This window comes from Formosa sp. F44 (genome assembly GCF_056238645.1).
The window spans coordinates 1,084,932-1,105,267 of the sequence record NZ_JBWDLJ010000002.1; the positions used below are offsets into that span (position 1 = coordinate 1,084,932).

General features: G+C 35.1%; 16 protein-coding genes. 12 read left to right on the forward strand and 4 right to left on the reverse strand.

The window, feature by feature from the left end:
* Positions 1-13 precede the first annotated feature (13 nt).
* From AC0UBM_RS09785 to AC0UBM_RS09805, 5 genes are read left to right on the forward strand one after another with little or no spacing between them, the layout of a single operon-like run.
* Complete coding sequence (locus AC0UBM_RS09785) at positions 14-949, forward strand: DUF58 domain-containing protein (RefSeq protein WP_475688480.1); 936 nt, start codon at positions 14-16, stop codon at positions 947-949.
* A gap of 3 nt (positions 950-952) precedes the next feature.
* Positions 953-1,471 carry a DUF4381 domain-containing protein gene (locus AC0UBM_RS09790; RefSeq protein ID WP_475688481.1) on the forward strand — a complete coding sequence of 173 codons (519 nt, stop codon included), beginning with the start codon at positions 953-955 and terminating at the stop codon, positions 1,469-1,471.
* A complete protein-coding gene (locus tag AC0UBM_RS09795) occupies positions 1,461-2,453 on the forward strand; it encodes a vWA domain-containing protein (protein WP_475688482.1) in 993 nt (330 codons plus the stop codon). Before AC0UBM_RS09790 ends, AC0UBM_RS09795 begins: the two co-directional genes overlap by 11 nt.
* Positions 2,454-2,456: 3 nt before the next feature.
* On the forward strand, positions 2,457-4,205 hold the full coding sequence (locus AC0UBM_RS09800; protein WP_475688483.1) for a VWA domain-containing protein: 1,749 nt from the start codon (positions 2,457-2,459) through the stop codon (positions 4,203-4,205).
* Entirely contained in the window at positions 4,199-5,566 is a 1,368-nt protein-coding gene (locus AC0UBM_RS09805; RefSeq protein WP_475688484.1) for a BatD family protein, read from the forward strand. The genes AC0UBM_RS09800 and AC0UBM_RS09805 overlap by 7 nt, the downstream gene beginning before the upstream one ends.
* A gap of 72 nt (positions 5,567-5,638) precedes the next feature.
* Here AC0UBM_RS09805 and AC0UBM_RS09810 read toward each other — a convergent pair whose 3' ends face one another.
* The 3 genes from AC0UBM_RS09810 to AC0UBM_RS09820 form a co-directional block, all read right to left on the reverse strand.
* Entirely contained in the window at positions 5,639-6,526 is an 888-nt protein-coding gene (locus tag AC0UBM_RS09810; protein ID WP_434035266.1) for a bestrophin family protein, read from the reverse strand.
* Between the two features lie 159 nt (positions 6,527-6,685).
* Complete coding sequence (locus tag AC0UBM_RS09815) at positions 6,686-8,539, reverse strand: M56 family metallopeptidase (RefSeq protein ID WP_475688485.1); 1,854 nt, start codon at positions 8,537-8,539, stop codon at positions 6,686-6,688.
* A 2-nt stretch (positions 8,540-8,541) separates the two neighbouring features.
* Complete coding sequence (locus AC0UBM_RS09820) at positions 8,542-8,901, reverse strand: BlaI/MecI/CopY family transcriptional regulator (protein WP_414036026.1); 360 nt, start codon at positions 8,899-8,901, stop codon at positions 8,542-8,544.
* A 184-nt stretch (positions 8,902-9,085) separates the two neighbouring features.
* On the opposite strand from AC0UBM_RS09820, the gene AC0UBM_RS09825 reads away from it, so the two are divergent.
* The gene (locus AC0UBM_RS09825) at positions 9,086-10,030 is read left to right on the forward strand and encodes a calcium/sodium antiporter (RefSeq protein ID WP_434035268.1); all 945 of its coding nucleotides are present in this window, start codon (positions 9,086-9,088) and stop codon (positions 10,028-10,030) included.
* 417 nt (positions 10,031-10,447) lie between these two features.
* Here the strand turns inward: AC0UBM_RS09825 and AC0UBM_RS09830 are convergent, their stop codons facing one another.
* Positions 10,448-11,470: a glutamine synthetase beta-grasp domain-containing protein gene (locus tag AC0UBM_RS09830; protein ID WP_414036024.1), complete on the reverse strand. Its 1,023-nt coding sequence runs from the start codon at positions 11,468-11,470 to the stop codon at positions 10,448-10,450.
* A 191-nt stretch (positions 11,471-11,661) separates the two neighbouring features.
* Here AC0UBM_RS09830 and AC0UBM_RS09835 point away from each other — a divergent pair, with 191 nt between their 5' ends.
* The 6 genes from AC0UBM_RS09835 (at position 11,662) to AC0UBM_RS09860 (ending at position 20,238) form a co-directional block, all read left to right on the forward strand.
* Entirely contained in the window at positions 11,662-13,848 is a 2,187-nt protein-coding gene (locus AC0UBM_RS09835; RefSeq protein WP_414036023.1) for a glutamine synthetase III family protein, read from the forward strand.
* Positions 13,849-14,155: 307 nt separating this feature from the next.
* Entirely contained in the window at positions 14,156-14,311 is a 156-nt protein-coding gene (locus tag AC0UBM_RS09840) for a hypothetical protein (protein ID WP_414036022.1), read from the forward strand.
* A gap of 164 nt (positions 14,312-14,475) precedes the next feature.
* Positions 14,476-15,657, forward strand: a complete 1,182-nt coding sequence (locus AC0UBM_RS09845; protein WP_475688519.1) for an AIR synthase related protein — start codon at positions 14,476-14,478, stop codon at positions 15,655-15,657.
* A 41-nt stretch (positions 15,658-15,698) separates the two neighbouring features.
* Positions 15,699-16,667, forward strand: a complete 969-nt coding sequence (locus AC0UBM_RS09850; RefSeq protein WP_414036021.1) for a DUF3078 domain-containing protein — start codon at positions 15,699-15,701, stop codon at positions 16,665-16,667.
* A gap of 192 nt (positions 16,668-16,859) precedes the next feature.
* Positions 16,860-19,418 carry an adenosylcobalamin-dependent ribonucleoside-diphosphate reductase gene (locus tag AC0UBM_RS09855; RefSeq protein WP_434035270.1) on the forward strand — a complete coding sequence of 853 codons (2,559 nt, stop codon included), beginning with the start codon at positions 16,860-16,862 and terminating at the stop codon, positions 19,416-19,418.
* Between the two features lie 121 nt (positions 19,419-19,539).
* Positions 19,540-20,238, forward strand: coding sequence for a hypothetical protein (locus AC0UBM_RS09860; protein WP_475688486.1), 699 nt, complete (start codon positions 19,540-19,542; stop codon positions 20,236-20,238).
* Positions 20,239-20,336: the final 98 nt, after the last annotated feature.

The following is a 20,336-nucleotide window of genomic DNA, read 5'->3' on the forward strand; positions in this document are numbered from 1 at the left end:
AAAACGATTCTCCATGAAAACCCATTCTAAAGATAATACTGTGTTTTTAACGCTCGAGCATTTATTGCAATACGAGTGGTTAAATACGGTACTCAATTTTAACGTCGGACAGCAAAAATCGAACAGTGTGTTGTCTGGACGCTATGCGTCGCGATTACGTGGTAGAGGACTCGATTTTGAAGAGGCTAGACCATATGTTATAGGCGACGATATTAGAAATATAGATTGGAAAGTTACCGCTAAAACCGGTGTGACACATACTAAAGTGTTTACCGAAGAAAAAGAAAAACCAGCCTTTATATTTGTAGACCAATCTCCAACGATGGGATTTGGCTCTGTACATAAAACAAAAGCTGTAGTCGCAGGAGAATTAGCTGCTGTGGCGGCCTATAAGATATTAAAAGGAGGCGACCGTATTGGCGGATTAGTCATGAAAGGAGAGTCTTACGATTTGCTTACGCCAAAGCGAGACCAACGGAACATGCTTCAGTTTTTTCAAAAGATAGTCGAGGCGAATCAAGAGATTTACAAGCAGAACGATTTTGATTTTGCAGCCTCTTTAAAAGACATGATTGCCAAGCTAAATAATATTATTACCCACGATTACTTGGTGATAATAATTAGTGATTTCCATAGATATAATGCTGAAATGATACAGTATTTAAGTCTGCTATCGCAACATAACGATGTGGTTTTGGTTAAGGTGTACGATCCGATGGAAGAAGAATTACCTTCGAAAAAGATGTCTTTAACTAACGGAAAAAAACAAATTAGTATTCTTAAGAAAAGGGAAAAGATTGTAGAAGATTTGAAATCGGATTTTAAAACCAATTACGATGGTTTCAAGGAAGAAATAGAGAAATACAACATAACCCTTTTTAAAATAAATACTGTCGATCCTTTAGAAGAACAATTAGTAAATGTATTTACTCAATATATACCAAAATAATAGATGCTGTTTTTAAAACTACATAACTTGTTCTGGTTTCAAGACCCGACACCTACCAATGCTTTAGAGCTAGGCGATGTTATAGAGCCTAGTCCGGTTCCGTTTACGTTTGAAACACTAGGATGGAAAATTGTATTTTTCCTGATAGCTGTTTTACTGGTTGTCTTGGGGTATAAAATCTATCAGAACTACAAAAAGAAACAATATTTAAGAGATGCGATTGCCGAAATCAAAACGTTGAAACAGCAAACCGATTTATCGCCTGTAGAACTTATTAATTCTATTCTATTTGTCTTAAAAGATACGGCAATGCAATCGTTCGGACGAAAAGAAGTTGCTGGGTTATACGGTAGCGATTGGATACATTTTTTAGATTCTAAAGTAACTACCTCACAGTTTAAAGCTGATGAATCCGTTATTCTAGATGCCGTTTATAAGCACGAATTACAACAGACATCTACATTTAATAAAGACCAATTTACTAACAAAAGCATCCATTGGATACAGCATCATGCCAGATAATTTTCAATTCGCATATCCGTTTGTCATTTTATTGTTGCCCTTACCACTGTTGGTGTATTGGCTATTGCCTGCTATAAAAAATAAAAGCAGTGCCTTGCGATTTCCTTATTTTAATAGAGCGGTAGAGGTATCCGGTCAGAAAGCTAAAAAGGCATCGTATATAAAAAAGAGAAACTGGTTTACATGGACCGTGATGTACAGCATTTGGTTGCTGTTAATCGTGGCATTGGCCTCGCCAGAATTGGTGGGGAAACCAGAAAAAAAGATTAAAACGTCTCGTAATTTCTTAATCGCAGCCGATTTATCATTCAGTATGGCTAATACCGATTGGGCCATCGATGGCAAGCGCACAACGCGTTGGGCAGCTGTTAAAGATATAATGAAAGACTTTGTAAAAGAACGTAAAAGTGACCGTTTAGGTCTGCTGTTTTTTGCATCTAATGCCTATGTACAAGCGCCTTTTACATCGGATTTAGAAACGGTAAGTACCATGTTAGATGAAGCTGATGTGGGAATGGCCGGACAAATGACAAATATAGGGAAGGCCATTGTAAAAGGTATGGACTTGTTTCAGCGTGATACCATTCCGCATAAAGTAATGCTAATCTTAACAGATGGGGTAGATAGTGGTATGGAAATCCTGCCATTGGATGCTGCTAACTTAGCAAAGAAAGATTCTACCGTAATTTACACGATTGGAATTGGCGATCCGAATAGTCAAGATTCAGATTTAGATGAACGTACACTTCAAGACATTGCCGAAATGACCAACGGAAAATATTTTAGAGCGAAGGACACCAAAGCCCTAGAGGATATTTATAAAGAACTGGATACGTTAGAACCTATAGAATACGAAGAAGAAAGTTATACGCCTAAAACCTTGTTGTATTATATTCCGTTAGGAATTGCATTGGCATTAGGTGTTTTAGCGGTCACTATAAATAATTTAATACTCATTGTGAAACGATTTAAAACCACGTAATCTATGGAGTTTTTAAAAGACATAGATTGGGATAAATTCCATTTTCTGCGCCCTGATTATATTTGGATAGCTATACCTATGGCTGTAATTATTCTGTTGGGTATTTTCTTTTATGGAGAGAACAATCGTTGGAAAAAACACATTGCAAAACATTTGCAACCTTATGTGATTCAGAACGGAACGACTTGGAAATCTAGGCTGTTGCATGCTTCGCTTTTAGTGTTATTCGGACTCGGCTTTTTGGGCTTTTTAGGACCTACATGGAGCGAAGAAAAAGCACCTGCTAAAAAAGTGTCTTCAAAACTGGTTATTGCTTTAGATTTATCACAAAGTATGCTAACTACCGATGTATCTCCAAATAGATTGGAGCGTGCTAAGTTTAAAATAAATGATTTATTAGAAGCCAATCCTAGAGCAGAAACCGCACTTATTGTGTTTTCAGGATCTGCACATACTGTCGTGCCGTTTACAACAGATTATAAAATAATTCAGGATAATTTAGATGGATTACAACCTCATATGATGCCTGCTCGTGGTACGGGATTTAATATGGTATTCGCGAAACTACAAACACTGTTTGTAGATAATAAAGCCCCAGGGCAAATTGTGTTAATTACAGACGATTTGGAAGGATTAAACTCGCAAACGGTAAGTGCATTTGTTCAAGAAAATAATGTCACGCTAAATGTCTATCCCTTTGCTTCGGAACTGGGTGGGCATGTGCCTTCGTTTACTAATCATAAATACGATTTAAAAATAAAGGGAAAGCCCGTTACCTCTGCCTTACAAACCGATAATTTAAATGCATTACGAGGTATTGATAAAGTAAAAATAATGGACTTAACGCTGGATAAAAGTGATGTGACCATATTTTCAGAAACGGTAAGCGATCATCTTATTTTCGAAGAAAAACCGAAGAATGAAGACGAGAACTGGGAAGATCAGGGGTATTGGTTAATTATTCCTGTTATGATTTTATTTCTGTTTAGTTTTAGAAAAGGGTGGAGTTTGCTGAGCGTGATGGTGCTGGTAAGCTTGTCGTCTTGTAGCACTACTGAAGAAGAAGGAAAAGAGGACGTAGCAGACTTTCAGTTTAAGGATTTGTGGTATACTAAGGAGTACCAAGCGCAAGAGGAATTCGACAATCAGAATTATATTGCAGCAGCAAAAGATTTTAAAGATCCGCTACGTCAAGGTGTAGCCTATTATAAAGGTGGAGACTATACTAAGGCACGAGAAGCGTTTGAGAAAGATTCTACGGCAAACGGACTCTATAATTTAGGACTCACTTATGCTAAATTAGGAAATCTAGAAAAGGCTCAAGAGATATTTACGACGCTTGTAAAGAATGATCCGAGTATGGAACAGGCCAATAGGAATCTACAAAATATAAATGAAGTTTTGGCTGGGGTGAGTAAGATGTCGGTTGAAGAAAGTACAGTGGAAGGCGAAAAACCAAATGCCAAAAACGAACAAAACACATCTCCCGAAGATTTAAGTGGTGGTGGACAAAAGGCGACCAAAAAAGATATGGAGAAAGAACGTTTAGAAGAAACGGTTGAAACCGGTAAACGTAAGGGGAAAGAGCTTGATGAATTGCCAGACGATTTTAAATCGGGGAAAGGCGCTATTCCTAAAAATATTTTAATGCGAAAAGTAGACGATGATCCTGCTTTATTCTTAACACATAAGTTTAAATACCAAGTGAAAAAGAATCAAGTTGAGGTTGAAAACACTCAAACAACATGGTAGCAAAATTTAAAATAATAGCAGTGTTGTTTCTGTTGGGGATTAACTTTGGATATGCCCAACAGTTAATAAGCTATACCTCGGTTAATCACACCGAAGCTTATATCGGACAACCTATACAAATGACGGTTTCTGTGTATTCCAATACTTGGTTTACTAAGGGAGTCGATGTGGGGAATATTCAAGTTGAAGGCGCCCTTACGGTATATTTTAGATCGGTGTCTAATACTAGAACCTTTAGTGGTAAACAGTTTTCTGGTGTCGATTTTATTTATAATGTATTTCCAACTCAGGAAGGTGTTATTACCATTCCGGAATTATCTATACAAGTAGAATCGCCTAAACCGGGAGGTTATAAGGGGATAAAACATACTATACACACCAAATCGAAAGCGATTACGGTAAAAGGGGTGCCCGCAGGCTATAATCCGGATAATTGGTTAGTGTCTAGTACACTTAATGTTAGTGAAAAATGGAACGAGAGTACAAAGAAAGTTATGGTTGGAGATGTGTTACAGCGTTCTATTCATAGAAGTGCGTCTGGAACACTTGGCGAGTTTATTCCTGCGGTAGTTTGGGATAGTGTAGCTGGAGTGAGTATTTATCCTAAGCGCCCTACCGTAAATACTAATAAAACCAAAACCTATGTGTCCGCAAATCGTACAGATGGTGCTAATTATTTATTTGAAAAGGAAGGAGACATTACCTTGCCAAGAATAGAATTTGTGTATTGGAACTATGGTAATCGTAAATTCTATAAAAAAGTAATCGATTTGGTCACTATACATGTGGAGCCTAATCCAGATTTAAGCATGCTGGCCGGTATTAAAAAACAACTTGAAGCAGAAACTACAACAGTGCCTGAAGAGGAAAAACCATTTTTAATATTAGGGTTACCTGTAAAGACCTTTGTAGAATATCTTGTACTTGGTGTACTGGTCTTATACTTACTTTATAGACTGTTACCGTGGATTTACAGAAAGATTAAGGTCCAATCTAAAAGGTATCATGCTTCTGAGGCATATGCATTTAAAAACTTGGAGCGTGCCTTAGGACACTCTAATCATTATAACATTCTTAATCAGCTTAAAATTTGGTTACTTAAATTGGATTCCGAAATACCAAGTATGCAGGCCTTTGTTGCTACATATGGTAGTGAGGCCTTGCAAAAAGAATTTTATTTGTTAGAGCGACGTGCCAATGGAGATGCCAGTATTGCTTTTAATAGTGGTCGTTTTAAAACAGAAGTAAAGGATGCCAGATCACGTTACTTAAAACGTGAGCAGACAGCTCTTACAGATAAGAAGCATACTAAAGTTTCTAAACGTTGGTTAAACCCAATGACCTCAGAAAAGCGTTTTTAGATGTTTATGAAATACACAAAAAAGACAACTATAGCAGGTGTCTTTTTTATGCTGATAACAGTATCGTTTTATTTACGGATGTAATAATTCGTGTGTATGTTTTTTCATATTGTCTGCCATTTTTTCGATGGGTAGATCGTCGTAATCCAACCCAAAAGGATCTTCATTAGCTTCGGCAATTAATTCTAAAGAGGCTAAAATATATAAAATAAAAGGGACGGCAACAATAACAAAATAGCCTAAGGAAAACACATAGCCTATTGGAAGTGTAGCGACAAAAAGGGCAATAAATTTTTTAATAAACGAGCTGTAAGAATGCGGAATAGGTGTGTTTTTAATACGTTCGCAGGCGCCACAAATATTAGTTAAGCCCTCTAGTTCGTTATTAAGAAGTAAAAATTGTTCTCCTGAAATCTTTCCTTCTTTATATAGCAAGTTTGTCTTCTTAAAAATTAAGGCGGCAACCTGATTTGGACCATGTTTTTTTGTGCTAAAAGCATCACCTAATTCAGGGTGTTCATGATCGTCTAACATATAGGTTGTGTAATCCGATCTTAAAAATGCAAATAAGCTTTGTGAATACATCGGGATAGCTTTTCTGTAAAAGTGACGAACTGCCGCATCTTCTTCTTCCAGAAGGCCATTAAGTTTTAAGGCTAAATTTCTACTTACATTAGTTAATGCGCCCCATTGCTTCCGGGCTTCCCACCATCTGTCGTAAGCCGTATTTGTTCTAAAAACCAAAACGAGTGATAACGCAAAACCTAAGAGACTGTGAACAATAGTGATATTTTTTACCCAACTTTTAGCTGATAAGTTTAAGTACTCAAGTTCGTAAAAAGCAATCGCGCCTGAATAAATTGCTGTTATTATTAAATAGGGATAAAGTTTAATAAGCGTATCTGACTTGTGTAGGTAAAATACGGCTTTCAACCATTCTTTGGGGTTGTATATTTCCATAGTTCAAATATAATACGATATCTTAAATTAGAAAATTGGTTTTATATAATTTGTGTCATTTTGATTACTATTACTATTACTATACTGGTCATAAAAAAGACCTCACCGTTTTAAAAACGCGTGAGGTCTAATTCTAATAATACATTTAAATCTATGCGATTATTTTATCAATGTAATTTCTATAGCTCCATTTTTGGCCTTGTCTCCATATTTTTTAGTTGCCGATTCATCTTTTAACACATTCATACTTTCAATAGTATCTGGATTTATTTTTTTCATGTCTCCCTCAGACATTTCATTGCCGTCTACAATAATTAAGGGAGAGCCTACTTTGCTGGGGCCAATAACTTTTATTTCCGAGCTTTGTTTCGAGCTGTCACTGTTTACTGTATCGGTTTTTGTTGTAATTTCAACAACGCCATGCTTTCCTTTCTCTCCATATTTTTCTTCCGCTTTTTTGCCTTTTAAAACGTTTATATGATCGATAGATTCTGGATTTATCGCGTTCAACTCTGTTTTAGTTATTTCTTTTCCGTCTAAAATATAAATAGGGTCTGTTGTAGTGTTAATTGCTTGATTTTCTTTGTTTTGTTCTGTGGGTTTAGCGTAGATAGCATCAGTGTCGATAAAAGATGTCTCCTCGGTTTCAGGTGTAATATCTGGGCTTATGTGTTCCTTTGAAGTTGTTACATGTGTAGTTTTTCCGTCCTCGCTAATAAACATCACATTTTTATCGGTATTATCCTCTGTTAGTCTTTTAAGAACAAAACTACCAGAACCATCGGAGGTATTAATAACAAGTCCGCTATTGTTGCTCGTGTTCACGTTTTTGGCGTTTTTAGATGAGGTAAAGACGATATCTGAGCTAGTCTCAGATTTACCAATAGATAATGTGTTTGTAGTGTTGCTGTAAGAAATTTTTATGGGTGCAATAGGAGCTTCTGAATCTATATTATAGTTTACTTTTTGGTCTTTAGATTTGGCTTCAATAGAGATGGATTTTATTTCGTTTGAAGTATTTCGCTTTACGTTTTTTATGATTAGAGTAATGTGTTGCGCTTCGAAAGTTGAAATCATGGCATTTAATTGTTCTTCGCTATGATCTTTTGTAATTAATCCGATAATTTCAGTGTCATCTATATTTGAAATGGCTGAGGTGGCGTTGTCAGTTTTGTAAACTGTTTTTGTATTGAAGCTCATTAAAAAAGCTAAAAGTAAGGGTGCGATTACCACGTATTTTAATACACGGATGGGTTTCGATTTTGATGTGTTTAACATAAGGATTCGTTTTTTGATTAATGAATTATAAAAATTAGTTGTCAGTGGCATTTGATGAGTAAGCACTGATGATTTAAGTAATACGTTTTGATATGTTTTTGTTGAATGCGTTTGCTGTACTGATTTATAATCGGCTATAAATTCTAAATTCTGAATGAGTGCCTTTTTGTACAACCAAATAAATGGATTGCACCAAAACACAATAGTTGCTAATTTTGAAATTAAAATATCTACAGAATGATAATCGCTAGCATGTACTTTTTCGTGATTTATAATATGTGTGAGTTCAGTGTCTGTAAACTGACTCGGATTATAAACAATGGTTTTAAAGAATGAAAACGGAGGAGTGTCTTGAGTGGTTTCAGAAATATTAAAACCACCTTCTGATTTTATATTCTGAGATTTCATAAAAAGGTTTAGCGATAGGCATTCAATTATAAATCGAATTAGAAAAAACACAACACCTATAATATAGATTACACTTGCGATTGTTGTCCAAGATAAGCTGGAGGTGTGTGAAGTTGGCTCTACAGTTGTAAACTGACTTAAATCTAAAGTTTGAGGGACTTGATTTATGTAAACGGGGATGACTATAAAAGGTAGTAGAGCCGAAATTATTAGTCCGAAAAGTAAAAACCAGCGATTGGCCGAAAAAAAAGTTTCTTTTTGTAGTAGGAGGATATAGCAACTATAAAAGATGCAAATCACGGCCGATGCTTTTATTAAATATTCCATATCTATTTGCTTTGCTCTATCACTTTAATAATCTCTTTTAAATCATCTACACTAATTTTTTCCTCCTTAGCAAAAAACGACACTACGTTTTTATACGAGCTATTAAAATAATTTTCGATAGCAGAACTCATAAATCGCTTTCTGTATGCTTCTTTAGTTATTATAGGAAAGTATTGGTGCGTTTTACCGAAAGCAGTATAACCAACGTAGCCTTTTTCTTCTAGATTCCGGATAATAGTAGATAGCGTGTTGTAGTGAGGCTTGTCTGTTTTGATTTCATTAAGAACATCTTTTACAAAGGCTTTTTCAAGCGTCCATAAAATATGCATAATCTCTTCTTCTTTATTTGTTAGTTTTTGCATCCTGTTTTCGTTTTGCTAGTAGATGAATCAAATATATAACTATTTTTGTAGTTACAAAACTATATCTATAGTTTTATAACTATTTTTTCAGTTTTAATGATATTGATTTTAAAATTAACTGAATTAGAATAACCATTTATGTAATTAGTATTTCTGTGTTATATTCGCATAAAATTAGAAGACGATGAGTATAGTTTGGGTTATTTTAGGATTGTTATTATTGGTAGTGGGAGGAGAGTTCTTAGTGCGTTCTTCTGTAGCATTATCCTTTAAACTAAAAATCTCCAAATTAGTAATTGGTATGACGGTGGTGTCTTTCGCGACATCTGCTCCGGAACTTTTAGTAAGTTTACAAGCGGCGCTAGATGGAGCTCCTGATATTGCTTTAGGAAATGTAATTGGCTCTAATATCGCCAATATTGGATTGGTATTAGGAATCACGGCTATGATTTCGCCTTTAGTAATAGATAAAGGTTTTTATAAATTAAATTGGCCGGTGATGATGCTATTATCGGTTGTGCTTTATTTTTTCTTAAAAAGTGGATTAGTTTTAGATTTTTGGGAAGGAGCGGCTTTAATGACGTCGTTGGTGGTGTTCTTGGTGGTATTAATAAGAAATTCTGCTAAAGACGATTCGGCTGTAGATGAAGTTGACGATAGTTTACAGCAGACGTCAAATTTTAAAATATTTATTTGGTTATTAATCGGTGGCGCATCGCTTTATTTTGGAAGTGAATGGCTGGTTAGAGGCGCTATAGACATGGCAACGTCTTTAGGTGTTAGTGAGCGTGTTATATCTGTTACTATGGTTGCTATTGGTACAAGTGTGCCGGAATTAGCTGCTTCTGTTATTGCTGCTCTTAAGAAAGAAAAAGCAATTTCCTTAGGGAATTTAATAGGTTCTAACATTTTTAATATTGCCTGTGTGTTAGGAATAACATCTATGATACAGCCTATAATGGTGAATAACGCCATGATTTTAACTAACGATATTTTCTGGATGTTAGGGTTCTCTGGGATTCTAATTCCTTTAGTATTCTTGCCAAAGCGATTTGAGTTAGGCCGATTAAAAGGAGCGATAATCTTTATCTCTTATGTTGTATTTATCTTTTCAACTTTTAGTGAATAATTCTTCGGTCTGCTAGTTAAAATTAATACTACTGTCTTCCTCTTTAATTAATTGTACAGTAATAAGGTGTAATCCGTGTGCTTACTAACTTCACGTTATATATTATACTTCGGGTTTGTGTTGCTTAAACGGCCAAAAACGGATGGTGTGGGGAGTGTATTCTAACATTGTAAATACATTTAGCCATTTTTTATGTAAGGACATTTTATGATTACTATTTACTATTATGGAATTCGTTTTGAGATATTAATACAGAAGGCGTACTGTTCTTGATGATATAAGCTCTAAAGCAATTTAAATAGTAGGGGAGTACTTTATGTGTGAAAGAATAATTTCTTTTGGATGAAGTATACAGCATAAAAAAAAGCCATCTAAAGATTTAGATGACTTTTTTAAAATAAATAATTAACTTAAAAATTATATTTTAGCGCCTTTCACTGTTGTTACAATTTCAGCGGCAATTTTGTATGGATCTGCGTTTGAAGCAGGACGTCTATCTTCTAACCATCCTTTCCAGCCTTTTTCGACTACAATTAATGGAATACGAATTGAAGCTCCTCTATCTGAAATTCCCCAAGAGAAATCTGTAATAGCTGCTGTTTCGTGTAAACCTGTTAAACGTTGGTCGTTAAACTCACCGTAAACATCAATATGTTCTTTTACTCTTGGTCTAAAAGCTTCACAGATTGCTGCGTAAACTTCTTTATCTCCACATGTTCTTAAAATACTGTTAGAGAAGTTAGCGTGCATACCTGAACCATTCCAGTCCATATCCTTACCTAATGGTTTTGGGTGGTATTCTATGTAGTATCCGTACTTTTCTGTTAAACGGTCTAATAAGTATCTTGAAATCCAAATTTCATCTCCAGCTTTCTTAGCACCTTTAGCGAATAATTGGTATTCCCATTGTCCAGAAGCAACCTCTTGGTTAATTCCTTCAAAGTTTAAACCAGCTTCGATACATAAATCTGCATGTTCTTCAACGAAGTCTCTTCCGTGAGTGTTTTTGCCACCTACAGAACAGTAATACATTCCTTGAGGAGCAGGATAACCACCGATAGGGAATCCTAAAGGTTTCTGTGTTTTATTATCCATGATGAAATATTCTTGCTCAAAACCAAACCAGAAATCATTATCATCATCATCAATTGTAGCTCTACCGTTAGATACGTGTGGAGTTCCATCAGCATTCATAACTTCAGTCATAATTAACCATCCATTAATACGGTCTGGATCTGGATAAATTGCGACTGGGACTAATAGACAGTCAGAAGAACCTCCTTCAGCTTGTCGTGTTGAAGATCCATCAAAAGACCAGTTTCCGATCTCTTCTAAAGTTCCTTTAAAATCTTCATGCTCTTCTACTTTTGTTTTACTTCTCAAGTTTTGAGTTGGAAAGTATCCATCTAACCAGATGTACTCTAATTTAATCTTAGCCATATTTTTTTAATAATAGTTAATAATGTCAGAAACAAATATAATATTAAATTTTCAGTAACCATGTTAAATAGTGGGGTGGATTCGTAATTTTTATGAAATTATTAGTTATACCCTATCTTTTTTAGGGGTATTTGTTTTTTGCTTAAAAACCCGACTTATAATTTTTATATTTGTAATAAAAATTGAATAAAATGGCTATACTACGATTTCATGCCTTAAAACAAACTTTAGATCGGGCTCCTGTGTATATAGAGGAGAAGGATAGACGCTCTAGTGTCTTTGGAGCGAATGTGTTTAATGAAACTGCTATGCGTCAGTATCTAACAACTACAGCGTATAATGAGGTTATGGATGCCATTCTAAAAGGGTCTAAAATAGATCGATTAATTGCCGATCATATTTCTACCGGGATGAAAGAATGGGCGATTTCTAAAGGTGCCACACATTATACCCATTGGTTCCAGCCACTAACAGGAGCGACTGCCGAAAAACACGATGCCTTTTTTGAAACCATTGGTGGTGGAGCGGCTATAGAACGTTTTGGCGGAGGGGAATTAGTACAACAAGAACCTGATGCTTCTAGTTTTCCTAATGGCGGCATTAGAAATATGTTTGAAGCGCGTGGCTATACTGCGTGGGATCCTACATCGCCCGCATTTATTTACGGTACAACTTTATGTATTCCTACTGTATTTGTGTCTTATACCGGGGAGGCTTTAGATTATAAAACACCACTTTTAAGAGCTTTGCAAGCGGTAGATAGTGCTGCTGTAGCTGTGTGTAAGTACTTCGATAAAAATGTAAAAAAAGTTAACGCATCTCTAGGTTGGGAGCAAGAATACTTTTTAATAGATAAGGCTTTGGTGGCCTCTAGACCAGATATTGTGGCAACGGGGCGTACGTTATTAGGGCACTCGTCTGCAAAAGGACAACAATTGGAAGATCACTATTTTGGGACTATTCCAAACCGTGCTATGTCGTTTATGCGCGACTTAGAACATGAGTGTATGTTGCTAGGGATACCTGTAAAAACGCGTCATAATGAGGTGGCTCCCAATCAGTTTGAGTTAGCTCCTATATTTGAGGAAGCTAATTTGGCAGTAGACCATAACTCCTTGTTAATGGATTTAATGCACAAAACTGCCGAGCGACATAATTTTAAAGTGTTGTTTCATGAGAAGCCTTTTGCTGGTGTAAATGGCTCAGGAAAACATAACAACTGGAGTTTAAGTACAGATACAGGAGTAAATCTTTTGGGGCCTGGGAAAACACCAATGAGCAACCTTCAGTTTCTTACATTTTTTATAAATACCATTAAAGCGGTTAATGATAATGAGGAGTTACTGCGTGCTGTAATCGCATCGGCCAGTAACGATCATCGCTTAGGAGCAAATGAAGCACCTCCAGCAATTATTTCTGTATTTATTGGTGCACAATTAACAAAGGTGTTAAGTGAGCTTAAAAATGTAACGAGTGGGAAATTATCTCCAGAGGAAAAAACGGAACTTAAGTTAAACGTGGTCGGTAAAATTCCTGAAATTATGTTAGATAATACCGATAGGAACAGAACTTCGCCCTTTGCGTTTACAGGAAATAAATTTGAATTTAGAGCCGTGGGGTCTAAGGCCAATTGTGCTAACCCAATGACTATTTTAAATTCTATTGTCGCAAAACAACTTATCGATTTTAAAGCAGAAGTCGATGTCCTTATCGAAGAAAAGGAGATGAAGAAGGACGATGCTGTTTTTAATGTGTTGCGAGAGTATATTAAAAAATCTAAAAACATTCTTTTTGAAGGGAATGGCTACGGTGAAGCTTGGGAAATTGAAGCTAAGAAACGCGGATTAAGTAATAATAAATCGACGCCAGAAGCTCTAAAAGTCAGAATTTCCAAAAAAACTTTAGATCTGTTTGATGGCTTAGGGGTAATGAATAAAGTAGAGTCGGAAGCGCGATACGAAATCGAGATGGAAGATTATGTACATCGCATACAAATTGAAAGTCGCGTTTTAGGAGATATCTGTAGAAGTCATATTGTACCAACGGCTGTGCGTTATCAGAATGTTTTAATCGATAATGTTAAAGGTTTAAAAGAGATTTACGGGGCATCGTTTAAAAAAGTAGCCAAAGAACAATTAACTTTAATAGAAGATATTTCTGGACATATAGAATCTATAAATTCTAAAGTCACTAAAATGATTGATGCAAGACGGAGCATAAATAATGAGACCGATTTAGAGAAGAAAGCTTTAGATTACTCTTATGTAATAAATCCAATGCTTGGAGAGATTCGTTACCATTGCGACAAATTAGAGCTATTAATAGACGATGAATTGTGGCCGTTAACAAAGTATAGAGAGTTGTTGTTTATAAAGTAATTCTAGAGCAAAATCCACGTTTAAATCTGTATTGTAGTTTTGTGTTTTATTGCAGATGTGAATTGATAAAGGTTAATAATATGTGATTGTGTTATTTTAAGTATGCTATTTGTAGGAATTTGATAAAATACTGAGCGTTTGCAGGAAGTTAATTCTTACAATGTTGGACGTATTTTCTAGCATTGTAAAGTGCTTTGTCTGTCAAAAGTGTGTGTTGTCGAAAACCTGTTCGTAATGAGGTGGTTTTGAGGTAATTTGCTCGTGTATTTTATATATTTACAAGGCTATTAATCTATACAATTTAATTATGAAACAGCTCATTGTAAGTGTGCTGTTGCTTTTAGTTGCTACTTTTGTGTTTTCTCAAGCAGATATTGATTCACAAGAAGAAAATACTACAAAGGAAGCTTTGATAGAGCAACAGGGACTCGAAGAAAAATCTCTTGCTAACCTTTTAGAATAAAGATTTTTACTAGAAAAAATTAAGGGGAATGTTTACAAACCTTCAAATGTCTTTGTTTAATAGATATCTGGAGGTTTTTTTTGACTTCGATTTTCCTGTTATTTATCATAAAAAACTAATTTACAATGCGTACTTTTGTAAATCATTTTCAATTAAAAAATCATATGAGTCAAGAAGTCAGTAAGCGATATGCGCAACGAGGAGTTTCAGCTTCAAAATCAGATGTTCATAACGCTATAAAGAATATTGATAAAGGATTGTTTCCTAAGGCATTTTGTAAAATAGTACCAGATTATTTATCTCAAGACGAAGCATATTGTTTAATTATGCATGCAGACGGAGCAGGTACCAAAAGTGCGTTAGCTTATATGTATTGGAAAGAAACTGGAGATATTTCGGTTTGGAAAGGGATTGCTCAGGATGCTTTAATCATGAATATAGATGATTTACTTTGTGTGGGAGCGACCGACAATATTATGTTGTCTTCAACCATTGGTCGAAATAAGAATTTAATTCCTGGAGAAGTGCTTTCTGCTATTATTAATGGGACTGAAGAGTTAATTGAAGATTTAAAAGCATTTGGTGTAACTATTCATTCTACTGGTGGTGAAACTGCCGATGTGGGAGATTTAGTAAGAACTATAATTGTAGATTCTACTGTTACAGCTAGAATGAAACGTGAAGACGTTATTAATAATGCAAATATACAAGCAGGAGATGTTATTGTTGGATTAGAATCTTTTGGTCAGGCCACTTACGAGAAATCTTATAATGGCGGGATGGGTAGTAACGGATTAACATCGGCAAGACATGATGTATTCCATAATTATTTAGCTAATAAGTTCCCTGAAAGTTTCGACGCAGCGGTACCTAGTGATTTGGTGTATTCTGGACAGATGAAACTTACAGATCCGGTGGCAGACTCGCCTATAGATGCAGGAAAGTTAGTATTGTCGCCAACACGTACGTATGCACCGATTATAAAAGCGATACTCTCTAAATACAATAAAGAAGATATTCATGGGATGGTTCACTGTTCTGGTGGGGCTCAAACAAAGATTCTGCATTTTGTAGATGAATTTCATATCATTAAAGATAATTTATTTCCAATTCCACCGTTATTTAAACTGATTCAGGAGCAGTCTAAAACAGACTGGAAGGAAATGTATCAGGTTTTTAATTGCGGACATCGTATGGAGGTTTATGTATCGCCTGAGGTTGCAGAAGATATTATAGCGATATCTAAGACATTTAATGTCGATGCTAAAGTCATTGGACGTGTAGAAGCGTCTGCGCAAAAACACTTAACTATAAAAAGTGAATTTGGCGTTTTTGAATATGAATAAATAAAAGCTTTGTTTTGAGGCTTTAATTGAGTTGATTTACTATGAAGTATATTGTTATTTTTCTTTTTTCTTTTATGGTTCAGGGTGTTTTCGCTCAGCCAGACTCATTGTATATAAAGAAAAAAAAAGATAAAGATCCTACAGAAACGCCTAAATGGGTTCATAAAAATAAAGTAGGTCTCGATGTCAACGAAGTGGCGTTTATAAACTGGAGTTCTGGGGGTAGTAATTCTATTTCAGCAATTGTTAGTGGAAACTCGAAATTAGATTATACCTATAGAAACTTAATTTGGAATAGCAGTTTAAATACCCGTTATGGTATTAACCAGCAAGAAAGTCAGCCTTTAAAAAAGACAGACGACTTGTTCGAGATAAATTCGTCTTTGGGGTATAAAAAATCCAAAGGTTCTAAATGGTATTACTCTGCACGTTTAAATTTTAAAACTCAATTTGCTAACGGATATTCGTATCCCGATACTTCTAATCCAATTTCAAAATTCATGGCTCCAGGGTATATGTTTTTTGGGGGTGGTATGGAATATGGAAAAGATATTAAACGCCTTTCTCTTTATGCTTCACCTCTAACCTTTAAATCTACTTTTGTGCTCGATGAAGACTTAGCGAATTCAGGAGCATTTGGGGTCACACCAGCGGTTTACGACGACGAAGGTAATGTGCTTATTCCTGGAGAAAAGGTAAGAGAAGAACTAGGTATTTTAATTACCAATTATTACGAATTAGATGTTGCAAAAAATGTGGTGTTAAAAAGCACGACAAATTTGTACACAGATTATATAAATAGCTTTGGAAATGTCGATATCGATTGGGAGGTTGTTATGGATTTTAAAGTGAACAACTTTATTAAAGCAACTTTGGGATCGCATCTTAAATACGATAACGACGTTAAGACATTGGTTGTTGTAGATGAGGAAGCCGATGAGTACGGAGAAGGCGGTGCTAAAGTACAGTGGAGACAGCTTTTAGGTATAGGTTTTGTTGTAGATTTCTAAAAATATCATTTCCATATAGTTTGATTTATTTGTTAACTTTTTTATGTTGATAAATATTTAATACCTTGTATTTAAGTTTATTATGAAAATTATTTGAAAACTTTTTGTTTTCCGAAGTGTGATTTATTTCAAACACTTGTCTATATTTGTGGTCTCAAAATTATTCTAGTAACCACAAAAATTGAAAAGACAATGAAAGTAGACTCCTTACCTATTCAAAGACAAACCTATACACAAGATGAAGCTTTCGAAGCTGCTTTAAAATACTTTAAAGGAGACGATTTAGCAGCAAGAGTTTGGTTAAATAAGTACGCTCTTAAAGATTCCGACGGAAATATTTACGAGTTAACACCAAACGATATGCACCAAAGGATAGCAAAAGAAATTGCTAGAATAGAAGTTCGCTATCCAAATCCATTATCTGAACAAGAAATTTTTGACTTAATAAAAGATTTTAAATACATCGTTCCTCAAGGTAGTCCGATGGCTGGAATAGGTAACCCGTTTCAAATTGCATCACTTTCAAATTGTTTTGTAATAGGAAATAGTGGTGAATCAGATTCTTATGGAGGAATCATGAAAATAGACCAAGAGCAGGTACAATTAATGAAACGTCGTGGCGGTGTGGGGCACGATTTATCTCACATTCGTCCAAAAGGGTCTCCTGTAAAAAATTCAGCTTTAACATCTACGGGTATCGTACCTTTTATGGAACGCTACTCAAATTCTACTAGAGAGGTTGCTCAAGACGGACGTCGTGGTGCTTTAATGTTGTCTGTTTCTGTAAATCATCCAGATTCAGAAGATTTTATAGATGCTAAATTAGAGCAAGGTAAGGTTACCGGAGCTAACGTATCTGTGCGTATAGACGATGAGTTTATGAAAGCAGTGAAGGCGGATGGCGAATACACTCAGAAATATCCAATTTTTAGTAAAAATCCTAAGTTTACAAAAACCATTCAAGCGGATGGGATTTGGAAAAAAATAGTACATAATGCATGGAAGTCTGCAGAACCAGGTATTTTATTTTGGGACACTATAATTAATGAATCTGTTCCAGATTGTTATTCAGAATTTGGTTATAAAACAGTATCTACCAATCCGTGTGGAGAAATTCCTTTATGTCCTTACGATTCTTGCCGTTTATTAGCAATCAACTTATTTTCTTATGTAGAAAATCCGTTTACTAAAGACGCAAGTTTTAATTTCGAATTATTTAGTAAGCATATAGCTGTTGCACAACGTATCATGGATGATATAATCGATTTAGAATTAGAAAAAATTGATGGTATTTTAGCTAAAATTGCAGCAGATCCAGAATTAGATGTTGTAAAAGCAACCGAAAAAGAACTTTGGGAAAATATTAAACATAAAGCAGAAGAAGGTAGAAGAACAGGTATTGGTATCACCGCTGAAGGCGATATGTTAGCCGCTCTAGGTATAAGATACGGAAGTAAAGAAGGAAATGCATTCTCTGTAGAAGTACATAAAAAATTAGCTATAGAAGCCTATAGAGCTTCTGTGTATACAGCAAAAGACCGTGGTGCTTTTGGTGTTTATAACTCTGAATTAGAAAAAGATAATCCGTTTATTCAACGTTTAAAAGAAGCCGATAGTAAATTGTATTACGACATGTTAGAATACGGACGTCGTAACATAGCCTTATTAACCATTGCGCCAACAGGAACTACAAGTTTAATGACGCAGACAAGTTCAGGAATAGAACCTGTATTTATGCCGGTTTACAAACGTAGACGTAAAGTAAATCCGAACGACAAAAATGTGCGGGTAGATTTTGTTGATGAGGTAGGGGATTCTTGGGAAGAATATGTAGTGTTTCACCACCGTTTTAAACAGTGGATGGAAGTAAATAATTTCGATTTATCTAAAAACTATTCTCAGGAAGAAATCGATGCTTTAATTGCTAAATCACCGTATTACAAAGCCACATCTAACGATGTAGATTGGCTTAGTAAGGTATCTATGCAAGGTGCGGTTCAGAAATGGGTAGATCACTCTATTAGTGTAACTATAAATTTACCAAACGATGTTTCTGAAGACTTAGTTGGGCAGTTATATTTAAAAGCTTGGGAAGTTGGTTGTAAAGGAGTAACTGTATATCGCGACGGATCTCGTGCAGGAGTTTTAATCTCTAATGAAGAAAAGAAAGAAGAGGACCCAACTACAGATGTGTTAACAACATTCCCTAAAAAACGCCCACAAGTTCTTGAAGCAGACGTAGTACGTTTTCAAAATAATAAAGAAAAATGGATTGCGTTTATTGGTAAAATAGATGGTAAACCTTACGAAGTATTTACGGGATTAACAGACGATGAAGATGGTATGATAATTCCGCGTTGGGTTAACGAGGGCTTAATTATTAAAAATAGAAACGACGACGGTACGCGACGTTACGATTTTCAATACCACAACAAGAGAGGTTACAAAACCACTATTGAAGGCTTGTCCCATAAATTCAATCCAGAATTCTGGAATTATGCTAAATTAATATCAAGTACACTTCGTCACGGTATGCCAATCGATAAAATTGTAGACTTAATTAATAGCTTACAATTAGATAGTGAGTCTATAAATACATGGAAAAATGGAGTGGTTCGCGCTTTAAAACGTTTTGTTGCAGATGGAACGCAAGTAAAAGGGCAAACGTGTAGTAATTGTGATTCTGAAAATTTAATCTATCAAGAAGGGTGTCTTACATGTAAAGATTGTGGATCTTCTAAATGTGGATAATATAAAGTGAATACAAGCTTAAAAAGGCGAGAGGGAACTCTCGCTTTTTTTGTAACCAAATCGTAGTAATATAAGATTGCTAATTAAATGAGAATTAGATAGATTTAAATTTTCAAAACTCATGATTTCTAAAAAAACAAGTATAATACTATTGGCGTGCACCATGGTTGTAATAAACTTTTTTATTATAACACAGTTCACGGCATTTGACTCTAGGTTAGTTCGGAATATTACGACTTTAGCCTTTTTTATACTCTTTATTATATTTGGAGGATTAAAGAAAATTAAATTAACACTCGTCTATCTTCTGTTTATTTCTACCGATGTGTGCATCATGTTTTACGATTATCCGTTTTATAACAATTTGGCATCGGTGTTAAAATCTTTGGGACTATTAGTTATGATTTGGCACTTAATACCACGATTTAAAATTGAGCTTGAAAGTAAAAAATCGGTAGTTGGTAGTTTGCTTATTATTGGTTTTAGTGGTGCTTTATTTCTGGAATTGTTAGAATTAGCAACCATGAAGTTTAACAATACCTTGCATATTTTTTTGTATGCGTGTTGCGCCTTATTATACCTGATATTATTTATTTTAGTGGTAAACTATAATCTTAGATACAATTCTATGCGCTCTATAGTTTGTGTGTTTTTTGTGTTTTCTATAGCGTTATCCGATTTTCTTGCCTTTATCTCTTACTATCTGGCACTAGGTGGGTTTTATTACCCAACACGATTGTTTCATATATTAGGCATAACACTGCTTACTGCCTATGCCATAGTTCCATTTAAAAAAGAAGAATTATTTCTAGATAATTAATGATCTGCCTTTAAATTTTAACAAGCAATATTATGTGTTTAATTTACATATGTAAAATTCATAAATTATCGTATTTTTGCTCCACAATTTAATTAGGT